Source organism: Pseudenhygromyxa sp. WMMC2535 (assembly GCF_011083025.2).
The window spans coordinates 2,845,356-2,864,277 of sequence record NZ_JABJWV010000001.1; the positions used below are offsets into that span (position 1 = coordinate 2,845,356).

Consider the following 18,922-nt stretch of genomic DNA (forward strand, 5'->3'; position numbering starts at 1 on the left):
CCTCGACCGAGCTGAAGACCGCACTCGAGACGCGGCCATCGGCCAGGGCTCAGCGCGGCGTCGGGGCCGGCGTCGGGCGGGGAGTGGGCTTCGAGTCTGGCTTCGACGTCGGCGACACGCTCAGCTCGGTGGGCGCGGTGGCGGGCGCGGGCTTGGCCGCGGCCTCGTTCGCCGCCGCAGGTATGGGGGTGCTGGGCGCGGGCCTGGGCTTGGGCTCGGCGACGGGCTTGGGGGCAGGCGCGGGCTCGGCGGTCGCGGGGACGGGCTCGTTCGCGGCCGCGGGGACGGGCTCGTTCGTGGTCAGCTCGGGCGGCAGCTCGCTCGCGGAGGCCGGCAGCGCCTGGGGCCCCACGCCGCGGCGAGAGATGCCCATCTTCATGGGCACGAGCAGCTCGAGGGCCCGCGCGCCGACGACCAGCTTGGCCGAGCTCACGTCGAAGTCGAAGCCCGCGACCGTCGAGCGCCCGCTGGCCTCGTCGAGGTGAAAGCTCAGCGTCTCCGAGAAATCCCAGGTGAAGCCGAGCTCCATGGCGCGGACCCGCGAGTCGATCTCCTTGGCCAGGAGCCCGTCGATGGCCTTGGGGATCCAGCGCAGATCGATGTCGCCGCAGCGCAGGTCGACCTTCAGGGCCATGCCCGCGGGCGAGGGCACCAGGTGGGGCTCGAGGCGCAGGCCAAAGCGTTCGACGCGAAAGCGGGTCAGCAGCTGGCGGTCGGGCCAGTGGATCTCGATCGGGGCCGTGACCGACAAGCCCACGCCCTCGATGAGGTGCATGTCCTGGAGCACCGCGATCTCGAGGTAGCGGCTGGCGCTGCCGTCGTCGCTGAGGTCGACGCGGACGGGGAGCAGTCCGCGGGCAAATTCGATGAATTCTTCGTCGGTGATCGTTGCGGTCAACAGCACGGCGAACGCTAGGTGGTGCGAGGGCCGTGCCAAGGTGGGGAGGCGCTCACTCGGGGCACGAACATGCGTTTTGGAGCCGACCCAGCGCGAGGATCGACTCCCTTTGACACAGTGGGTGGCAGGTCGTGTCGATCCGTCGGCTCAGGGCAGCCCCTCGGGCAGCGCGAGGGCCCCGGCTGCGCAGGTCTCCCGGATGTCGGCGCCGAGCTCCGCGGCCAGCTCGGCGTGCTCGCCAGGATCGACGCCGGCTCGCGGCAGCAGCAGGGCCAGCCCCTCGCACAGCAGCGCCAGCGAGGCGCGGTGGTCTCCCCGCGCGCGCTCGACGACCCCGCGGACATCGAGGGCCCACGCGAGCTCGGGCGCGAACACCTCGGACGCCTCCTGCGAGAGCGCGCGGGCGTGGTCCTCGGCCTCGAGGGCCAGGCTGCGCGCGTCGTCATGCTCGCCGCGCTCGCAAGCCTCGAGGGCGAGGTCGCCCAGGGCCGAGACCAGCTCGGGCAGGAGCTCGAGGCGGTCGTCGGGGTCCTCCGTGGCCTCGACCAGCGCGCGGCGGTGGCCGAGGGCCTCGCGGCGCAGCGCTTGGGTCTCCTCGCTGCGCCCGAGCGCGTCGAGATCCTCCGCGAGGTTGGTCAGCGCGCGCACGAGAGCGAGGCGGTGCTCGGGGAGCGCGGCTTCGGCGAGCGTGCGCAGCGAGGAGACGGCCTCCTCGCTGGCCGCGAGGGCCTCCGCGTGGCGCTCGAGCTGGGAGAGATCGACGGAGACGTTGGTCAGGGCCTTGGCCAGCGCCGCTCGCTGCTCGCTCGAGGTCATCGAGGTCATCGAGGACATCGGGGCGCTGCGCAGCGTAGCGATCAGCTCGCGCCCATACTCGACCGCCTCGTCGAAGCGCCGCGCCCGGCTGGTGCGCTCGGCGAGCTTCCCGAGCACCTCGATGCGCTTGTCTCGGTAGCGTTGGGCGACCTCGGCCTCGCGCAGGAGCTGGGCGAGGGAGGCGAGCTCGCCCAGATGCTCGGGCTCCTGATCCGCGAGGAAGCGCCAGCTGGCCAGGCGATCGAGGGCCTCCACGAGGATCCCCCGCGGGAGCTCGAGGCCCTCGCGTCGATAGAGCGCCACGGCCTCGGCTGCGGCTGCGGCCGCGTCGGCGTAGCGATAGAGGGCCGTCAGCCGCAGCCCGAGCTCGTCGAGGATCTGTGCGAGCTCGAGGGCAGAGCCGTGGGCCCGACACAGCGCCGCCGCCAGCTCGCTCGCGGCGACCGCCTCGGCGTCCCCTCCGGCGCGGGCGAGCGCGAGGCCGCGCGCGCGGACCTGGGCCAGGACAGCCGCGGCCTCGCTCCAGTCGAGGGGGACATCGAGCAGGCGCTGCACACGGGCGCGCAGCTCGGTGTCGACGACGGTCGGCATCGTCGCAGCTTAACAGATGAAAACGAGCGCGCGCGTGGCTGGGCAGACCAACAAAGACGACATGTCGGGGCCTCGTGCTCACGGGGGGCACGACCTCGGCGAGGACCAGTCTTGCTGCGCCTCGGCGCACGCGACGAGCTCTCGCCAGCGCGCGCGCGCCACGGTCAGCGGCTGCATGCTCGCGCCGGCGGCGAAGCGAGCAGCCGTCGGCTGGCGAAATTCCTCGACGAGGTCGAGGGGAACGACCTCGCCGAGCAGCTCGTCGCGAGGCCGCAGCGCCCACCATCGGACGCCATACCACGAGCTGCCCTCGTCGATCTCATGACGACCGTCGCTGGTCACGAGCGCGCTGGCTTCGTAGCTGACCAACCACGCGCCGTCGCGGATCCGCACGAAGGCGCCGCCGTCCTTGGCCCATCGCCACGAGGGATCGAGCTGGCTGCGAAGCAGACGCTCGCGCAGGGCTGGCGAGGGATCTGCTCGGGGCACGCGCGCGCCACTTTCACCCTCCCAGGCCAGCTCGGGGATGGCTCGCTCGTGCCCGCTGAACAGCACCTTGCCGTCTTGTCGCCACGCGAGCCCGCGCAGGGGAGCAGGGGCGTCCCAGCGCGCGAGCGCGGAGCCGGTCTTCAGATCGAAGACGGCGATCTCGCTCGACCAGGCCAGCGCGAGCTGGTGTCCGCTGGGGTGAAAGGCCGCCCAGTCGGGGGGCGGAGCCGAGAGCGAGGGGGAGAAGCTGGCGTCGGCCATCGACATGACCTGGAGGCTCGCGTCGCGCTGGATGAGCGCCAGGCCGAGCTCGGCGTCGAGGCTCGCGCGCCAGATCGCGTCGACCTTGGGGTCGGCGTAGACGTCCTGGAGCCGAGCGTCGACGAGGGTCAGCCCGCCGCCGCGGGTCCAGATCGCGATCCCCTCGCTGCCCCATATCAGCGTCGCCGGATCTCCTCGGCGGCCGAGCACGGGCCCGAGCGGGACGCCTGCGCTCGGCGTCGTGATCTCGCGCGTCCACGGCCACAGCCCCGCCGTGCCCGCGTAGCGGCCGCTGGCGCAGCTGATCCAGGACGCGCGCAAGCCCTGCTGTCCTGGAGGTGAGATCGGCCGATCGAGCACCTCACAGCCCTTGGGCAGCTCGGCGCGCGCGCAGGGTGGGGGCTTGGCCTTCGATGGCTCCCAGGTCGGTTCGCACACGGTCTCGTCGAGGCGAATCCGACCGTCCTCGACCCCGAGCCACGACCAGTCGTAGGCGCGCAGCTGCCTGCCGAAGTTGTCGTTTTGGCTGCGATGGACGAGCGGCGCCAGCATGACGAGGGCGTTGCGCGTGTCGTGATAGTCGAAGAGCGCGTCGCCTTCGTGTCGGCGATGCTCGACCTCGATCCACGCCGTCGCGGGCCCGACCGCCCACGCGAAGGTTCCGTCTGGGGGCGCCTGATCAGCCTGATCAGCCTGATCAGGCTGATCAGCCTGATCAGGCGTGACCGGCCCGCGCCACCACAGCGGCGAGACTCGCAGCCCGCCCTCCACTGTGTGGATATCGACGCCCGAGGTCTGCTCGTGCAGGTGTCCGGGGTGATGGGGCACAGGCGTCTGCTCCATGAACCATAGCCAGCGCCGCAGCGGATCGACATGGACGGCGCGCGCGCGGCCTTCGTCGTCGTCGCTCGCGTACCAGTAGACCTCTCGGGCGGGCTCGTCGAAATTTTTCCAAAGCCAAAGCTCGACCCTTGGCGCGGATGTCGAGCGAGGGTCCGCGCTGTCCGAGGCTTCGATGAGCAGGACATGGAGCCCGCGCGCGCTCCAGAGCAGCTCGACGCTCGCCCATGGATGCTTCGAGCCGGGGACCGCGAGGGTGAGCGGCGCCGACTGGCCGTCGCGTGACCAGATCTCGATCTCGAGGGGAGCCGACCTGAGCGCCGCGAACCGATCTCCCGTGGGGCTCGCGGTCACGGATGCGATGGGGCGAGCGCAGTCGGGGCTCTGGGGACCACCGGCTCGAGCGAGGCAGGCGTCGCTCGAGCTCAGCGCGTCGGCGAGCGCCCTGCCTTCGAGCGCTCCGGGCAGAGGATCTCGCCCGAGCAAGCGCGCGCCCGGCCAGTCCGCGCAAGGATCTTGCTCGAGCTCGCCAGCCTTGGCGGCGCCGGCGTAATGAAGCTCGCGGATCTGCCAGAGGTGGCACTCGCCTTCGTCGAGCGCCGCGACGTGCCTCCCGTCGGGAGACAAGCGCCATGTCTCGGGGGCGGGGAGCCGGCGGTTGGGCAGCAGCTCCAGCTGCAAGACAGGCTCGGCTGCGAGGTCGTCTGACGGTTGCGAGGATTCTTTTTGTGCGACGCTGGGAGGGACAGCGCGCTCGTTGACACAGCTTGCCAGAAAACCGAGAAGGGCCACCCCAATCAAAGAGACTGCCAATATCTGGCCCTCTGGAAGGCGACTCGCCATTTTCGGGGTGATAGCATGTCAAAATGTCATCGTACAAGCCGCTCGCTCGTGGAGCCTCTGGTCGGCGGGCAGGAGCCTCTGGCTCGCTAGGCACGCACTTCGCCAAGCTGCTTTCCCAGCGAGTCGCCCCGCGTAGTGACGCCCATGAGCGTGCAGCCGAGCCGATCTTGTCTCATGGCCTCCAGCGAGGACCTGCTACAGATAGGGAGCGTCCATCCAGGGACCGTCCCGCGGACCTCGAGATGCGCGAGCAGCTTGGCGAAGGTCATCGGCTGCCGTTTGCGAGTCGGAAAGATGCTGAGGATAGGTTTGGTACAAAGTTCGATCGGGTTCGGATTCATAGGGACTCGAGGTCCGCGTCGCTGGCAGGTCATCTCGATGCGCGAGCATTGACATACGGAAATCATATTGTCTTTGGCTCGAATGAGTGGAGTCCTCAAACGACTGTTGGTCGAAATTTGTTGGCTCACGAACTTTTCCACGTGGCGGGCGGCGACGAGCGGGTCTATCGAGCGCCTCGAGGTGTCAGGAAAACGGTCGAGGCGGCGCAGGCAGGCGATGACGCCCTAGCCAAGGCATTGGCGGACAGCGTCGAGGCAAAGGCTTCGACCCTCGCGCCAAAGAAATCCTCGGTGGTGATGGGGGCACTGATCGATGGTCTGACTCAGGTCGTGGGTGGCAAGAACCCCGACGCATCCGCGGCGGCTTCCTATGTGCTCGGGCGCATTGGGGGGGGCGAGCCTGAAGATCAGCTCCAGGGCCTCCCCCCTCGTTATGTTCGAATGTCACAAAGCACCTTCGCGGACAACAGGACAATGTCTCCCGGTATCAAACTTGGTGGGGGGTCGAGAATTGATCCAGTCAAGTCGGACGGTTTGTCTCGCTATCCTCAGCTAGGGGAAGTGCTCTTTGCAAGGTTTTCTCATCATTATGGGAGGCTGGCCGCGGGGACCGAACTGTTCGAGAAATATCCCATGTCGAGTGTGGCCGACCTCGAGCGCGTCGAGGACGATATGTCTGATGTGCGCATGGTGCTCGAGCACGGCATGCTGCCCACGGGAAGGATGTCGAGGGTCGAGTACGAGGCGCTGGACAAGATAATTGGGCTTGCTTCATTTCATGCAGTCGCCGACACCTTGAACGTCGAGAGCCCCACGTCAACACGATATATTGCAAATGGAGGCGCGTTCAAGTGCAATATCTATGCGACAGACTTTGCCGACATGCACGTCAGCGAGGCCTACTTCCCAAAGCAATGGTGGAAAGATCCGGATGAAATTGTCAGTCGCTATCGTTCGGGAGGCGAGATATCCATGGTGACAAACAAGGTCACACTGATGACCCCTCCAACGCTAAACAATTGGCTTCGCAAGTGGGGAGGGATGTACGGCTGGAACCCGGTCAAAGGCGCAAACCCCGAAGAACAGGAGAGGTCTGCCCAGGCCAGCGCAGACGCGGGGAGGCTCGTCGTTTTCACGACGAAGACTTGTATGTCTGCCGATAGCCATAGTCCGTGTGAGGATCCGAGGGGGGGGGAAGGACATTCGGGGGTGGTCGCGCCGCAAGGCTCCAAGCCCAGTCAGAAATTCAACGAAGATAAAAGGGTAGGTGGACGGTTCGTGCGCTCTCAGGCGGGTGAGGTGCAACTCAGGCAGAGGTCGGGAAGGGGATTGAATATATTCAATAAAGATCATTTTGATGGCGGATTTTGGGAGTATTCGCCAGGAGACGATGAGTCCATCGGAAAGCCCGCGGTGGTGAGGTAGACTCGCTTCCTGGGCGGAGGCGGAGCGTGAGTCGAAAACGCCAGCAAGAGATCGGCTGGCGTGCGAACCCGGCTGGCTCATCACGTGGTGCCACACACCCGATCCACGACTGGAAGCCCGACCGAGCGCGGGCAGCTCAAGCGATCGCCGCCAACAGGATCTCCGCCGCCGCCTCCGCCCCGGACTCGCGCCGCAGCGCGTCACCAAGCTCGGCCGAGGCCGCGCGGACCGGCTCGCCGAGCGCCACGCGGAGCTGGGCGACGAGCGTGTCGCGGGTCAGCTCGGCGAGGGGGACGACGCGCTGCATCAGCCCGCGGCTGACCAGCCGTCGCGCCCAAAACGGCTGGTCGACGCCGGCGGGGCAGATCACGGCGGGTCGACCGGCGCGCAGGCTCTCGTGGGTGGTCCCCGAGCCGCCGTGGTGGACGATCGCGGCGCAGCGCGGGAACAAGCGCGGGTGTGGGGCCGCGCGGATCACCAGGACCTCGGGGGGCGTGGCCGCGTTGGCCTCGAGGGCTCCCCAGCCGCTGGCGAGCACGGCTCGCTGACCGAGCTCGACGACGGCCGCGACCACGAGCTCGGTCAGCTGCCTGGCGTCCTCGGGAGGCATGCTGCCAAAGCCCACGTAGATCGGGGCTGGGCCGGCGTCGAGGAAGGCCGCGAGCGCGGGGGCGAGGGGCTCGGGCTCCGAGGGCGTCGCGCGAAACCAGTAGCCGGTGACCGGCTCGAGGGCGCCCCACTCGGGCGGCGGCGGGACGAGGTGAGCGCTGTAGGCCTGGAGCAGGGGCAGCGGGCGCCCGTCGGGGTGGTGACCGTGAAAGCCCCGCAGGCGGATGTCGCTGCCCGGTGGGAGGTTGCGCCGCGCCCATGCTTTGACGAACTGGTTTTGGCCCGCCAAGGTCAGGCGCTCAACGGCCCGGTGCGCGAGGCGGTTGCCCCGTGGACCGAGGTCGCGGGCGAGCAAGAAGGGCGGGAAGTCGCCGCGCTCGACCAGGCCCGGCTGGAGCGTGGAGGTGACGCAGGGGATCCCGAGCACCCGGGCGATCACCACGGCGAGGAAGCCCTTGGGGCTGACGATCAGCAGGTCGGGGCGCTCGCGCTGGCAGGCGGCCCACAGCTCGTCGCGCAGCCGGGCGTTCTCGTCTTTCATCATCCTTGCGGCCCGCAGCTTGCCCGCGAAAGTCCGCATCGCGGCCTTGACCTCGGGGGTGTCGAGCAGCTGGCGGTAGTCGATGCTCAGCGCCACCGGCTCGAGCCCCGCGCCTCGGATCAGCGCGTCGAAGCCCTGCCCAGTGGCGAGGGAGACGGCGTGACCCCGGGCCGCGAGGGCCTCGCCGAGGGCCACGTAGGGCTGGACGTCGCCTCGGGTGCCGAGGGTGATGATCAGGATCTTCACCCATCCCAGTCTAGTGTGCGCGGCAGAGGACTTGAAGGGCCCCAGGCTTGGAGCACCGGCCGCTGACTTCGTTGCTCGTCAGTCATTTGTGCCCGACAAACTCCCTCCTCGCGCCTCGTCAGCAACCGGCGGTCCGGCGCCTGGGACCCTTCAAGTCCTCTGCCGCGCACACTAGGGGATTGGCAGCCCGTGCGCGCGTTGCTGTCCTCGAGGTCACGAGGGGCCGCGGCCCAGGGTGTCGGTGCGTAGTCGCATCTGCACGTGAACGATGTCGGGTGTTCGCGCGCTGGTGCGGACGCGGGAGACGACCGAAGATGCAGCCATGCTCGACCGGTCTCGCCCTCGACTCGTCCGCTACCTCCCCGCGCTCGCGCTCGTGCTCGTGGGTGCCGGCGCCACCGGGCTCGCGGCCTGCAAGGGCGCCGCTGATGAGGGTGACGATGACGATGATGTCGGCTCGGGCAGCGGCGACGCGGGCGAACCCACGGGGAGCGAGGGCGGCTCCGAGGGGGAGGAGAGCGGCGACACGGGAGAGCTCGGCTGCGCCGGCGACGATCCGGCGGCCCTCGTCGCCTGTGTCGACCGCGAGGCCTACCTGGCCGATCTCGAGTTCATCGCCCAGCCGCGCGAGCCCGGCTCGGCCCACTGGCAGGCGGTCCAGGACCTCTGCGCCGAGCGCTTCGCGGCGCTGGGCTTCGAGGTCAGCCGCCACGACTACGGCAGCGGCGTCAACGTGGTCGGTCGCAAGCTCGGGACGCAGAGCCCAAACCAGCAGATCGTCCTCGCCGCGCACTACGACCACATCGCCGGCTGCGTCGGCGCCGACGACAACGCCACCGGGACCGCCGGCGTGCTCGAGGCCGCGCGGGTGTTGGCGACCCGCGACTACCCGCGGACCCTGATCGTCGCCTGCTGGGACGAGGAGGAGGAGGGGCTGATCGGCTCGGACGCCTACGCCGAGGTCGCGCTCGCCTCCGGGGCCGAGATCCTGTTCAACTACGACTTCGAGATGATCGGCTTCACCGACAGCGCCGCGGGCTCGCAGTCCCTGCCCGAGGGCTTCGAGCTGCTCTTCCCGGCGGCGAGCGAGACCTTGGCGTCGTGGGACGATCGCGGCGACTTCCTGGCGATCATCGTCGACGAGGCCGGGGCCGAACACGCCGCCTACCTCGCGGCCTGGGCCGACGGCTTGGGCCTGCCCCAGCTCGTGCTCGAGGTCCCCGACGACCTCAAGAGCTCGCCGCTGCTGGCGGACCTCCAGCGCTCGGACCACGCCTCGTTTTGGGACCGCGACGTCTCGGCGACGATGCTCACCGACACCTCGGAATTTCGCTACGCCAACTACCACTGCCAGGCGGGCGAAGACGTCGTCGAGCTGCTCGACCATGACTTCGCCCGCGACGTGGTCGCGGCGACGGTGGGCGCGACGGCGCAGTCCCTCGGGCTTTAGGAGCCCGTGGTGAAACCCAACGCGACACCTCGCTTGGTCTTTTCGCCGAGTGCGTTGTCGCCAAAACTTGCAGTACACCCGGTACAGCAGCGTTTTGGCTTCGCGCCCTCGACGAAAATCCCGGCGCCAGGAGCCGCGCTGGGTTCCACCACGGGCTCCTAGGGTGCCGCTCGGGCGCCGCTCGGGTCCAGTTCAGTCGTCCGCGGCGAGCTTCTCGACCTTCTTGCGTTTGACCGGGCCGAAGTGGCCGACGAAGAACACCTGGGCCGCGGGGGCGAGCTCGGTGAGCAGGCCGTGGATGTCGGCGCGGTTGTCCTCGAGGTCGCACATGTAGAAGTGGGGGACGGCGGCGTGGCCGAGGATCGACCCGCGGAAGAGGTCCCCGACCAGGGCGACCTCTCCGAGCACGAGGATCAGCGAGCCCGGGGTGTGGCCGGGCACGGGGACGATCCAGCCGGGGATGCCGGCGTGCGCCTCGAGGGGCGTGGGCGCGTCGATCCACAGGTCGGCGGTGGTCGGCGAGAAGGTGGCCGAGGCGTCCTCGTCGAGGCGGTGCCTGGCGATCGCGTCGGTCGGACAGAGCTGGCCGTTTTGGCCGGAGGCGAGCATCGCCTCGTCGCCGGCCCCGGCGATGATCGGGACGCCGTAGGTGTCGTGGAGATACTTGGCCCCGCCGCCGTGGTCGGCGTGGCCGTGGGTGATGACGATCGCGTCGAGCTGCGCGGGGTCGATGTCCAGCGCGCGCAGCTCGGCCTCGATCTCGGTCGCCGCGGCCGGGAGCCCGGCGTCGACGAGGATCTGGTGCTCCCCCTGGCGAACGAGGTGGGCGTTGTTGTGGCTGCGCCGGATGGTGTGGATCTCGAGCTCGCCGATGACGCGGGTGGAGGTCGAGTTGGCGCAGCCGACCGAGAGCAGGGCGAGCGCGGCCGCGGCGAGCCGCCGGCGTCGGCGGGGGCCGGAGACAGGCATGGGCGCGGGAATTTGCATGGGTAGGGGTCAGTATCGCAAGGCCGAGCCCAAAGCTGTCAAGCGCGGCGGGCCGCGCCGCGGGTGGGTAGGGCCCCGCGTGCGCGGGTACTGAAGTGAAGTCTTGGGGGCCTCAGCCCTCGCTCGAGCTCGCCGCGGCGGCGCTCAGGCAGACCGTCTTGATCTTGCTCGACGCGTTGAGCAGCTCGAGCTGCACGTCACCTTCGGCGTCGCGGACGAGGTCCCCGGCGCGCACGTGGAATTCCTGGCGCTTGTGTCGGGCTGGAGGGCTGTGCGGCGCCTCGTGGGCGAAGCGCAGCTGGAAGCCCTCGAAGCTGCGATCTTCGCGGACCACGAAGCCAGCGAGGTCCTCGCTCGGGTCGATCCCCGCGAGGGAGATCGTCGCCGAGCCCTCGGCGGGCAGCTCGACGCGGAGGCAGCGGTACAAGAAGGGCCTGCGGTAGGCCATGGACACGCGCGGGGCGTGGTCGGTCTCGGTGCAGCCGGCGAGGGCGTCCTTGCCGAGCAGGCCCTCGCAGGCGTCGGGGCCCTCGCGCGAGACGGACCAGTCGCCGCGGGCGATCAGGTCGCGCTCGAAGCTCAGCGGGCGGCCGCGGGCGAGGGCGGCGGAGGCCGAGTGATCCGAGAGCACCTTGTCCCAGGTGTTCGCCAGCTGGGTGTGCTGGCGGTGCACGGCCCAGGCGAGGAGCACCGCCGCGGTCGCCAGGCCGAGGAGCCACGACCAGGTGATCACCTTCGGGGCGTGGAGCCGGGCGGCGAGCTCGAGGGGGCGACCCCAGGCGAGCAGGCCGAGCAGCGCGGCGGCGCTGAGCAGGCTGAGCCAGCCCAGGGCGCGCTCGAGGGCCGGCGTGCGGTAGCGGATGTCGATGAAGCCCGGCTCGTCGAAGGTCACGCGCAGGCCGGGCACGCCCCCGGCCAAGGTGGCCTCCTCGATCGTCAGCAGCTCGCCGTCGCGCTCGCCCGCGCGCCTGCGGGCCTCCCACTTGCGATAGGGCGCCAGCGGCAGGCCGACCGCGCCCGCGCCCGCGCGCAGGCGCACGAGCAGGTGCTCGGGGTCGTCGCGCTCGACCTCGACCTGCGCGGGGTCGATGGCGCCCTGGGGCTCGAAGCCCAGGCTGCTCGGCGCGGGCTCGAGGCGCGCCAGGGTCCAGCCGCCAAACTCGCCGATCGGCTCGAGCGCCTCGGCGAGGCGGCGGTCGTCGGCCGAGCGGACGAGCGGGCGATCGTGGATCACGTGGGTGACGCCCAGCATCCGCAGGGTCTTGGGCGCGCGCCGTCGGACCTGGCGCTTGTAGTTGACCGCGGGGATGTGCCCGTCGAGGACCAGGTCGGCGTCGGCGTCGGTGATCGCGAACAGCGGAAAGGTCCCGCCGCCCATGCCCTGGCGCAGGAAGGCCACGCGCAGCCGGGGCTCGGCTGCGGCGCCGGGGCGCTCGCGCAGCTTCGTGGCCTCGGCCTCGAGGGCCGCGAGCAGGGCCTGGTCCGTGTCCGCGTGCTCGGTGCCCTCGAGCACCTCCGCGCTGCCCACGGGTCGGGGCAAAAGCCGGCCGCGGTCGTCGAGCACGCCGACGAGCAGCGGCGCGAGGCACAGGGCCGCGAGCAGGCGGGCGCCCTGGGGTCGCGCGGCCATGGTCGAGCTCGAGCGCGGGCCGCCGTCGAGGGCGTGGTCCCGCGAGGGCGCGCTGCGCAGGCGGGCGGCCAAGGTGGCGGCGCCCAGGCCCGTGAACACGTAGAGCAGCGGCTTGAGGGCGATGGCGTAGCGCGGGAACTGGAGGTTCTTGAACCCGCTGACGAGCAGGTCCAGGCGCAGCACCGTGATCGCGGCGTCGGAGCCGAGCACGAGCAGGGCGCAGAGCAGGCCGCAGCTCAGCCAGGCCATGCTGCGGCCGCGGCGGATGCCCACGGCCAGGCCAAAGACCGCGAGCGGGCCGACCCAGGCGCGGTGATCCTGGAAGAGCTCACCGGCGACGAGCTGCGTGGCGATCTCGCCCAGGGGCATCCAGGGCACGGGCGAGCGGGCCATGGACTCGGCGCTGGCCAGGAACACGTAGAGCCAGCCCACGCAGACCAGCGCGGCGCCGAGGTGGATGAGCAGGCCCCAGCGGATCGAGCCGGTCGGGAGGCGGTGACGCATGGCGCCGCTGGCCCAGATCGCCAGCGGCCAGCCGGCGGCCGAGGCCGCCGCGGTCAGCATGCCAAAGGGGTGCGCGAGCACGCTGCCGCCGAGCAGCAGCGCGGCCAGGCTCAGGCTGCGCGGGCTCGGCTTGCGCAGCGCGGCCCAGGTCGCCGGCAGCGAGGTGATCCACAGCGCCGTCGACAGCAGCTGCGGCCACACGCCGTGGAACATCAGGTAGTTCCAGCCGCCCTCGCGGCTCGAGCCGGGGTCGATGAGCCAGGCGATCGCGGCGAAGGCCCCGGCCCAGCGCGGGTCGAGCAGGCGGTGGGCGGCCTTGGGGTCGCCCCCGTCGCGGGCGCCCTCGCGCTCGTTGGCGATCAGCTCCTGGGCCACGCTCTGCGCCAGCCACCACACCCCGACGAGGGCGATCACCCAGACCAGCAAGAGCCCCCAGGCGTAGCTCGTGCGCAGCGAGATCCACCCGAAGCTCAGCAAGTTGGCGGCCCCGGTGAGCAGGTAGCCGAGCACCGGGTAGGAGTCGCCAAAGGGGTAGCCCGAGTTGAGCTGGTGTGAAAAGCCGATCAGCTGACCGCGGGGGATCAGCTCGTCGACCAGCACCCGGGTCTGGAAAAAGTGGATCCCGTGGTCCCGCGAGGCCGGGGGGCGGCCGAGGGCGAGCTCGCCGAGGAGCGCGAGCGCGAGGGCTCCGAGGGTCGCGTAGGGCAGGGCGTGGCCCAGTTTGGTCTCGCGCTCCGCCAGCCACGGCCAGCGCGCGAGCTGGCGGAGGATCGGGGCCAGCAAGCTGGGGCCCGCCGTGAGCACCAGGGCCATGGCGATCCATCGCCCGAGCGCGTCTTTGGTGAGCAGGGCCAGCGCTGCGGCGAGGATCGCCAGCCATGGCCAGCCACGCTCGAGGGCGCGCGCGGCTCCGAAGTGACTGGGGCTTTCCGTCGGCCTGAGCAAGCGGGGCGCAAGGGTACCAACTTCGTGGTGGTGATCGGATCGCGGGCTCGGGGAACCACCAAATTACGCGGGGCTTGCTCGCTCTCGCGCCCTTGACGCAGGATATACGCCATGAACTTTGCTCAGCCCGCCCCCCGGCTCCTCCTCCTCACACCTCTGGCCCTGGCCCTGTTCGGCGGCTGCGGGTTCATCGGCATCGAGCCCGATGAGATCGACATCGCCGACGAAGACACGGGCGAGGACGACCTGGGCGGAGACACCGAGGGGGCCGGCTCATCGGACGAGATCGGGGACACCGGGGGCGGGGACGAGGGCGAAAACGAGACGGGCACGGGCACGAGCTCCGACTCGGGGGACGAGACCGAGGGCGACACCTCCGACACGGGGGACGCGACCGACACGGGGGACTCGGGGCTCGACTCCTCGTGCGGCGAATTCGACCCGACCGAGGTCTTCCTCGACACCCCCCTCGCCTTCGAGATCCCCGAGGGCGAGTCTGTGCTGAGCAGTGACTGCGGCGCCGACGGGCCCGAGCTCGTGTTCTTCTTCACGGCCGACGAGGACGGGACCTACAGCTTCGACCCCGGGGCGCAGGCGATCCCCCTGGCGATCTACGTGGTCACGGAGTGCGTGCCCCTCGAGGAGCTGAGCTGCAACGACGGGGGCGCGACGCAGACCGATCTCGTCGCCGATCAGACCGTCTTCGTGATCGTCGATGCGGACAGCGCCCCGGCGCCGGGCACCTTGACCGTGACCAAGCTCTGAGCGCGCCCCCGCTCGAGAGCGGGGCGCGCTCAAAAACAGATCGAGCGGGCCGAGCCCTCGACGTCGACCTGCTCGCAGCGCATGCCCTCGGGGCAGTCGCGCTCCCCACCACAGTCGAGCGCGCAGGCTGCGTCCTGGCCGACGACCACACAGACCGGCGTCGCCGTGCCCACGCCCGGATCGGGGCAGGTCTCGGGGGTCGCGGGGTCGCAGGCCTGGGTGCAAAACCCCGGCTCGTCGAGGGGCCGGAGGCACCAGTCGTTGAAGCACTCGCCCGCGGCGTTGCAGGAGGCGTAGGACTCTCCGGGCTCGAAGGGGTCCTCGTCTTCGCCGACCTCGTCGTCGAGGGAGATGGTGTCTCGGTCGGCGCAGCCGAAGCTCGCCACGACCATGACCAGGGACAGGAGCAACGCGCGCGTGGTCATCATGATGCAATGCCCGGACAGACCGGGATCCATCGCGGGGATCACATGCCCGAGTTGGCCTCGTCGGCTCGACGGGCGTGTTCCATGAGCAGGTAGGTCATCGGCGTGAGCTCGGCGCTGGTCTCGAAGCTCTCGCTCTCGGGCAGGCCGATGAACTCGAACTCGCCGGTCGGCCAGTCGAGCAGCTCGAACACGCGGTCGTGGGCGTGAGCGTAGCTGCCGAGGTTCTCGACCCCCGCCAGGGCGCCGTTGATGATCTCGAGCACCGCGCCGTCGCGGCCGTTGTCGAGGTGGAGCTTGCCGGTGCGCTTCTCGGACTCGAGGAAGGCCATCAAGCTGCCGAGCTTGACGTGCTCGAGGTCGCCGCGCAGGCCCTGACCGGTGCTGGCGGCCGGTGCCACGGCCCCCGGGCGGTTCTTGTGGCGGGCGAGCACGCCCTGGAGCCGCGCGAGGACCTCGTCGGCGCTGGTGCCCTTGGACAGGAAGTCCTCGACGCCCATGCGATAGGCCTGGAGCCGCGAGAGGTCGTCGGTCAGCCGGGTGAAGAACACGAAGGGGATATGCGCCAGGCGCTGCCGGGCCCGGGTCATGCGCAGGAAGGTCCAGCCGTCCATGACCGGCATCTCGACGTCGCTGAGGATGATGTCCGGCGGGCGCTTGAGCGCGGCGGCGATGGCGACCAGGCCGTTCTCGGCCACGCGGACCCGCAGCCCGCGATCGCGCAGGGCGTCGCCGAGCTCGATGCGCACGCCCACGGAGTCGTCGACGAGCAGCAAGTTGATCGGCGTGGAGCTGGTCTCCTCGTGCTCGGGCTCGTCGGCGATGGCCCCGCTGACGCAGGCCTCGAGGGCCTGGCTCTGCTCGTCGGTGTAGGCCGCGAGCTGGACCTGGACCTGATCGTCGTCCTTGCCGCCGAGGGCGAATCCGCCGCCGTCGTCGCGGGCCCGGGTGGTGCCCTTGAGGTAGAGCACCTTCTCGTCGGGCAGGACCAGCTTGATGCGCACGTCCTGGCCAGGCTCGAGGCCAGTGCCCGCCGGCAACATCAAGATGCCCTTGCGCAGGTGGTCGCCGTACTCGACGAGGAAATCGTCGTAAGACTCGAAACTGATCTTGAAGATCGGCGGCTTCGCGCGCGATGGCCCCGGCATCTTCGAGGGATCTTAGGCTGCCTGGGCCGCAAAGGCCAAGCTCCGGCGCCCGCGCGTGGGCTCGGCCCGGGCGTCGGCGGCCAGCCCGGCGGCCCCGCCCACGCATTGGCCCGCGCGCGGGCCCGTGGCTCCGCGGCGAACCGGCCCAGGGGCCGCCTCCAGCCGGAAATTTTGGGAAAGCGCCACAGCTCGCGCTCGACGTGCCCCGAGCTGCTACATTTCGACCTCGTGGCCGGCACTCAGGCAAAGCGCTCCGTGGCCGCTGGCGAGGCCCTCTCGGTCCTCGCCGCGCTGGGCTGGGTGATGCTCAGCTTGGCCTCGCTGCTCGTCGGTCTGGTCGCGCTGCTCACGGCCTTCTCGCTGGCCCGCTCGGCCAACGGGGGCGCGCACGTGGCCTGGCTGTGGCTGCTCGCGGGCGCGCTGACCTTTGGAATTCCCTGCGCGTTCGCGGCCTGGAAGCACGTGGGCGAGCCGCGGCGGATCCGCTCGACGATGACCTGGCTGCCGGGGCTGTGGAACGCCGGCGGCCTGATCATCGCCACCTTGTTGGTGCCGGACCTGGTGGGAACATCACTGCGCAGCTGCGAGTGGGTGGTCCAGGGTCGCCTGGGCGACGCGCACCCGGCCACCCGGGCCCTGAGCGCCCTGGGCCACGAGGCCGCCGACGTCGTGGACCCCGGCGGCGGCACGCTCCCCGCCCCAGAGGTCGCAAACTCGCGCGTGGCCCTCGACGGCGACATCGTCGTGCCCTTCAGCGACGAGGGCGCGGCGATCTTCTTGTCCGTGGAGCTCGAGGGCTACGCGGGCAGCAGCGCCAGCTTCGACTACCTCTTCGACACCGGGGCCTCCTACACCACGATCACCTCCAAGACCGCCGCGGCCCTGGGCATCGACGTGCCCGAGGACGCCCCCACCCTCGAGTTCAACACCGCCAGCGGCCTGCGCGAGAGTCGAATGGTCCATCTGCCGGCGCTGCGCCTGGGCGACGTCCGCATCCCCGGGCTGCTCGTGTCGGTGTGTGACTCGTGCGCGACGGACCGCACCGCGGGTCTGCTCGGCCTCAACGTGATGCGCGAATTCCTGGTCGAGATGGACTACCAGGGCGACCACATGCGGCTGATCCCGCGCATCCACGAGGGTCGGCCCAACCGCGCCTACGACATCGAGCCGGTGCTCACCATGCAGGTCGAGGGTCGCCCCGAGATCTGGCTGGGGCGGATCCGCTGGGTGGTGACCATGACCAACAACGGCGACGTGCCGCTCTACGACGTCATGCCGCGGGTGGACTTCGCCGACGGCCCGCGCCTCTATGGCGAGCGAGTCGAGCGCATCGATCCCGGCGAGACCGGGCGCTCCTTGCTGGTCGGCCAGGTCACCGAGGACGACGACGACGGCGGCTCGGTCGAGTTCACGCTGATGCTCGCGGAAGCCTACTGGTGAGCGTGCTCGAACTCGTGCGCATCCCCTTGGCGCAGCTCGAGATCCACGCGCTCGCGCTGCTGCTCGGCCCGCCCGAGCTCGGCGGGCAGCCCGTGCCCGAGAGCAGCGGCGGCGGCGAGATCGACTGGCTGTTCGGCGCGCCCTGGCCCAAGGCCGCGCTGCTCGTGGCCGTGGCCGTGGCCGTGCCCTTCTTCGTCAACAGCCTCACCCGCGCCCGCAAGACTCGCCGGGGCCTGCGCCCCAAGCCCGACTTCGACCTGAGCGTGGCCAAGCTCGATGCGCTGCCCTGTGTGCCCCTGGCCAGCGCCGCGGGTGGGCCCACGCATGTCGAGGGCGTGCTGCGCGAGGGCGAGGGCGCCCTGGGCACCGGGGAGTTCGCCTGCATCTACCATAACCGTCACGGCGCCGGCCGAGCCACGGCCATCGCGGTCGACCTCGCGCTGCTCAGCGACGGCGAGGGCACCTTGCTCGGCCTCGAGGGCCTCGAGCAGGCCCGGGTCATCGCGCCTCGCGAAGATGGTGGGCCGCACGACACAATCTCCTTGTATCTGGGTGATCGTGTGCAAGTGCTCGGAGATCTGCTTGTCTTCGACGCGGCCAGGGACATCAGCGAAGGCGCGCTTCGTGGCATGCTCGGCAGCCGCGGGCAGATTCAGATCCGCGTGCTCGAGCGGGCCCGACCCGCGTCGCCCGAGTCTCCGCCCACATCCCCGGCCGAGCCCGAGCCCGAGCCCGAGCCCGATTCTGGGCCGAGCGAGCGCGCACCCGAGGCCCCGGCGCAGCCCGAGACACCAGACACCGACCTTCCCGACTCCCCCAACCCCACCGAGCTCGACGCATGACCCGACGACTGATCCCCCTTTGCTGCCTGCTGACCCTCGCCCTGGCCCCGGCCTGCAAAAAAGACGGCGAGACCCAAAACCCCGACGAGGCGGCGGCCGAGCCCCAGGCCGACGAGAACCTCGACGCCGCGGCCGAGCAAGAGGCCGCGCCCGCGCTCCCGGCCCAGGACCCCGACCCCGCCGAGCTCGCCGACCTCTACGCGCGCCTGCTGATCGGCGACTACGAGGCCGTGGCCAGCGACGCCGCCGAGCTGCGGGCCACGATGACCGCCGACACCCAGATCCGCGCCAACGGCCTGCTCGCTGGGATCGAGGCCATGGCCGCCGCCAAGGTCATCCCCGAGAACGGCAAGTACCCCTCGGAGGAGGCGATCATCGCTGGCGAGCGCCTCGGTGATCCCGAGGTCCTCCAGCTCGGCCACGCCGCCCACGCCGCTTACCTCATCGGCGTGCTCGAGGCGACGGCCGCCCAGGCCGAGGTCGAGGCCGTGGTCGGCAACGAGGGCGCCTACGCGGAGCTCGCCCACCTCGTCTTGGCCCAGGCCCACTTCAACCAGGCCTTTGGCACCGGCGAAGAGGACACCAAGATCGTCAACCCCGGCGAGCTCGACGCAGCCGCGGCCGAGTACGAGGCCGTGGCCGCGAGCAGCGACCCCGCGATCCAGGCCCAGGCCCACGAGGGGCTCGCCGTCGTCTACAACAACAAGAGCGACAAGGCGAAGACCTGCGAGCACGCGGCCACGGCCAGCGAGCTCTACACCAGCGCCGGCGCCTCGCAGGACCTGCTCGAGGGCATCACCTACCTGGCCGACAAGGCCAAGTGCAAGTAGCCGCGTAGGCTGACCAAGGCACGTGGCGCGCTCGGTCAAATCGATCGCCGCGTGCT

15 protein-coding genes are annotated in these 18,922 nt (G+C 70.5%); 6 read left to right on the forward strand and 9 right to left on the reverse strand.

Annotated elements, in window-relative coordinates:
- Positions 1 to 49: 49 nt before the first annotated feature.
- The 3 genes from G6O69_RS10965 to G6O69_RS10975 form a co-directional block, all read right to left on the reverse strand.
- The gene (locus tag G6O69_RS10965; RefSeq protein ID WP_172303460.1) at positions 50 to 904 is read right to left on the reverse strand and encodes a hypothetical protein; all 855 of its coding nucleotides are present in this window, start codon (positions 902 to 904) and stop codon (positions 50 to 52) included.
- Positions 905 to 1,045: 141 nt separating this feature from the next.
- Positions 1,046 to 2,305, reverse strand: coding sequence for a tetratricopeptide repeat protein (locus tag G6O69_RS10970; protein ID WP_172303461.1), 1,260 nt, complete (start codon positions 2,303 to 2,305; stop codon positions 1,046 to 1,048).
- Between the two features lie 78 nt (positions 2,306 to 2,383).
- Entirely contained in the window at positions 2,384 to 4,576 is a 2,193-nt protein-coding gene (locus tag G6O69_RS10975) for a hypothetical protein (protein WP_172303462.1), read from the reverse strand.
- Between the two features lie 404 nt (positions 4,577 to 4,980).
- Here G6O69_RS10975 and G6O69_RS10980 point away from each other — a divergent pair, with 404 nt between their 5' ends.
- Entirely contained in the window at positions 4,981 to 6,504 is a 1,524-nt protein-coding gene (locus G6O69_RS10980) for a DUF4157 domain-containing protein (protein ID WP_172303463.1), read from the forward strand.
- Positions 6,505 to 6,640: 136 nt separating this feature from the next.
- Here the strand turns inward: G6O69_RS10980 and G6O69_RS10985 are convergent, their stop codons facing one another.
- Entirely contained in the window at positions 6,641 to 7,900 is a 1,260-nt protein-coding gene (locus tag G6O69_RS10985) for a glycosyltransferase (protein ID WP_172303464.1), read from the reverse strand.
- A gap of 322 nt (positions 7,901 to 8,222) precedes the next feature.
- Here G6O69_RS10985 and G6O69_RS10990 point away from each other — a divergent pair, with 322 nt between their 5' ends.
- Positions 8,223 to 9,350, forward strand: coding sequence for a M28 family peptidase (locus G6O69_RS10990; protein ID WP_172303465.1), 1,128 nt, complete (start codon positions 8,223 to 8,225; stop codon positions 9,348 to 9,350).
- 192 nt (positions 9,351 to 9,542) lie between these two features.
- Here the strand turns inward: G6O69_RS10990 and G6O69_RS10995 are convergent, their stop codons facing one another.
- Both G6O69_RS10995 and G6O69_RS11000 read right to left on the reverse strand, forming a co-directional pair.
- Positions 9,543 to 10,319: an MBL fold metallo-hydrolase gene (locus tag G6O69_RS10995; protein WP_172303466.1), complete on the reverse strand. Its 777-nt coding sequence runs from the start codon at positions 10,317 to 10,319 to the stop codon at positions 9,543 to 9,545.
- Positions 10,320 to 10,449: 130 nt separating this feature from the next.
- Positions 10,450 to 13,416 (reverse strand): DUF6541 family protein, encoded by a 2,967-nt coding sequence (locus G6O69_RS11000; protein WP_172303467.1) that lies wholly within the window; start codon positions 13,414 to 13,416, stop codon positions 10,450 to 10,452.
- Positions 13,417 to 13,527: 111 nt separating this feature from the next.
- Here G6O69_RS11000 and G6O69_RS11005 point away from each other — a divergent pair, with 111 nt between their 5' ends.
- The gene (locus G6O69_RS11005) at positions 13,528 to 14,181 is read left to right on the forward strand and encodes a hypothetical protein (RefSeq protein ID WP_172303468.1); all 654 of its coding nucleotides are present in this window, start codon (positions 13,528 to 13,530) and stop codon (positions 14,179 to 14,181) included.
- A gap of 29 nt (positions 14,182 to 14,210) precedes the next feature.
- Here the strand turns inward: G6O69_RS11005 and G6O69_RS11010 are convergent, their stop codons facing one another.
- Genes G6O69_RS11010 through G6O69_RS11020 form a run of 3 tightly spaced genes read right to left on the reverse strand, consistent with a single transcriptional unit; the run spans position 14,211 to position 15,940 of the window.
- The gene (locus G6O69_RS11010) at positions 14,211 to 14,609 is read right to left on the reverse strand and encodes a hypothetical protein (RefSeq protein ID WP_172303469.1); all 399 of its coding nucleotides are present in this window, start codon (positions 14,607 to 14,609) and stop codon (positions 14,211 to 14,213) included.
- Between the two features lie 38 nt (positions 14,610 to 14,647).
- Positions 14,648 to 15,754, reverse strand: a complete 1,107-nt coding sequence (locus G6O69_RS11015; RefSeq protein WP_172303470.1) for a response regulator — start codon at positions 15,752 to 15,754, stop codon at positions 14,648 to 14,650.
- A 12-nt stretch (positions 15,755 to 15,766) separates the two neighbouring features.
- Positions 15,767 to 15,940, reverse strand: coding sequence for a hypothetical protein (locus G6O69_RS11020; RefSeq protein ID WP_176396763.1), 174 nt, complete (start codon positions 15,938 to 15,940; stop codon positions 15,767 to 15,769).
- A gap of 42 nt (positions 15,941 to 15,982) precedes the next feature.
- Between G6O69_RS11020 and G6O69_RS11025 the strand changes: the two genes are divergently transcribed.
- The 3 genes from G6O69_RS11025 to G6O69_RS11035 are packed head-to-tail and all read left to right on the forward strand — an operon-like array spanning position 15,983 to position 18,866.
- A complete protein-coding gene (locus G6O69_RS11025; protein WP_172303471.1) occupies positions 15,983 to 17,194 on the forward strand; it encodes a retropepsin-like aspartic protease in 1,212 nt (403 codons plus the stop codon).
- Complete coding sequence (locus G6O69_RS11030) at positions 17,191 to 18,036, forward strand: hypothetical protein (protein WP_172303472.1); 846 nt, start codon at positions 17,191 to 17,193, stop codon at positions 18,034 to 18,036. The genes G6O69_RS11025 and G6O69_RS11030 overlap by 4 nt, the downstream gene beginning before the upstream one ends.
- Entirely contained in the window at positions 18,033 to 18,866 is an 834-nt protein-coding gene (locus G6O69_RS11035) for a hypothetical protein (RefSeq protein WP_172303473.1), read from the forward strand. The genes G6O69_RS11030 and G6O69_RS11035 overlap by 4 nt, the downstream gene beginning before the upstream one ends.
- Positions 18,867 to 18,922: the final 56 nt, after the last annotated feature.

What these genes read in the sequence shown, in the direction of transcription:
- G6O69_RS11015 (WP_172303470.1), bottom strand. Translation starts at nt 15,754, where the DNA reads ATGCCGGGGCCATCGCGCGCGAAGCCGCCGATCTTCAAGATCAGTTTC.
- G6O69_RS11035 (WP_172303473.1), top strand. Translation starts at nt 18,033, where the DNA reads ATGACCCGACGACTGATCCCCCTTTGCTGCCTGCTGACCCTCGCCCTG.
- G6O69_RS10990 (WP_172303465.1), top strand. Translation starts at nt 8,223, where the DNA reads ATGCTCGACCGGTCTCGCCCTCGACTCGTCCGCTACCTCCCCGCGCTC.
- G6O69_RS11005 (WP_172303468.1), top strand. Translation starts at nt 13,528, where the DNA reads ATGAACTTTGCTCAGCCCGCCCCCCGGCTCCTCCTCCTCACACCTCTG.
- G6O69_RS10970 (WP_172303461.1), bottom strand. Translation starts at nt 2,305, where the DNA reads ATGCCGACCGTCGTCGACACCGAGCTGCGCGCCCGTGTGCAGCGCCTG.
- G6O69_RS10995 (WP_172303466.1), bottom strand. Translation starts at nt 10,319, where the DNA reads ATGCCTGTCTCCGGCCCCCGCCGACGCCGGCGGCTCGCCGCGGCCGCG.
- G6O69_RS11010 (WP_172303469.1), bottom strand. Translation starts at nt 14,609, where the DNA reads ATGATGACCACGCGCGCGTTGCTCCTGTCCCTGGTCATGGTCGTGGCG.
- G6O69_RS10980 (WP_172303463.1), top strand. Translation starts at nt 4,981, where the DNA reads ATGCGCGAGCAGCTTGGCGAAGGTCATCGGCTGCCGTTTGCGAGTCGG.